The sequence below is a fragment of the Aeromicrobium sp. PFPM2_SD2 genome (genome assembly GCF_057364525.1).
Window position 1 is genome coordinate 1 of record NZ_JBNFNZ010000597.1, and the last position, 1,226, is coordinate 1,226.

At 75.3% G+C, this 1,226-nt stretch carries 2 protein-coding genes; both read left to right on the forward strand.

Annotation, left to right across the window (positions count from 1 at the left end):
• Positions 1 to 438 (forward strand): FHA domain-containing protein (locus tag AC2W7G_RS16700; protein WP_485869428.1); only part of this gene is annotated, 438 nt, incomplete at its 5' end.
• Positions 420 to 1,226: serine/threonine-protein kinase (locus AC2W7G_RS16705; RefSeq protein ID WP_485869429.1), on the forward strand; the 807-nt coding region annotated here is incomplete at its 3' end. The genes AC2W7G_RS16700 and AC2W7G_RS16705, both read left to right, overlap by 19 nt.

Genomic DNA, 1,226 nt, shown 5'->3' on the forward strand with positions numbered 1-1,226 from the left:
GCTGGTGCCGACCCGGGCGCCACCGGTCCCATGCCGGTGCTGCGCGAGCCGCTGTGCCTGGTGCACGACGACCAGCAGGTCGACCTCGACCCCGACGGCGAGACCGTCCTCGGCCGGCTCCCGGCCAGCCCGCTCACGCTGCCGCAGCCCGAGGTCTCCTACCGCCACGCGGCCGTGCGCTGGGCCGGGGGAGCCTGGCAGGTGCGCGACCTGGGCAGCACCAAACGGCACCACGGTCGACGGCGCCCGGCTCGACCCGGAGGTCTGGACGCCGCTGCGTCCGGGCTCGGTGCTCGCCCTGGCCGGCGTCCGGCTGCACGTCTCGTCGCCCGCGCCAGGGACGGTCCGCGTCCAGGGCGTGCCCACCGTCCGGTGACAATGGACCCGACGTGCGCGCCGCGCCGGGAAGGAGGGACACCGTGGTCGACCCGCTGGTGAGTCCCGCCGACCCCGGCACCGTCGACGCGTCCGGACGCTTCGGAATGCTCGGCCGCATCGGGGCGGGCAACCACGGCGTGGTGTTCCGGGCCCGTGACCGGCACCTGGGCCGCGAGGTCGCGGTCAAGCGGTTCTCCCACTTCCTCGCCGACGACCCGCGCGCGATGCGCCGCATCACCCGCGAGGTCGAGGCGCTGGCCCGGGTGTCGCACCCGCACGTCGTCACCGTGCACGACCTCGTGCACATGCCCGACGGCGACGGCGAGGTGACGCCGCACCTGGTCATGGAGCTCGTCGAGGGCACGTCCCTGCGCGAGCTGCTGCTGTCCCACGGTCCGAGCCCGCGGGCGACGGTGGCCGTGCGCGGCGTGCTGGACGGGCTCGCCGCCTGCCACCGCGCCGGCATCCTGCACCTGGACATCAAGCCCGCGAACGTGCTGGTGACGCCCGAGGGCGGAGTGAAGATCGTCGACTTCGGCATCTCGCGCGCCGCGTCCGACACCACCGCCACGGTCGCGGGCACGCCGCACTACATGGCCCCCGAGCAGTACGACGGGCGTGCCGACGAGCGCAGCGACGTCTACTCCGTCGGCTGCCTGCTGCACGAGTGCCTGACCGGACGCCCGCCGTTCGAGGGGTCCGTGGCCGAGCAGCTGCTGGCGCACCGCCAGGCGCCGCGGCCCGACCTGCACCGCCTCGTGCCGGGCATCGCACCCGAGCTCGCCGCCGTGGTGACGCGGGCGATGGCCGTCGACCCCCGACGAGCGGTTCGCCGGCGTGGAGCAGAT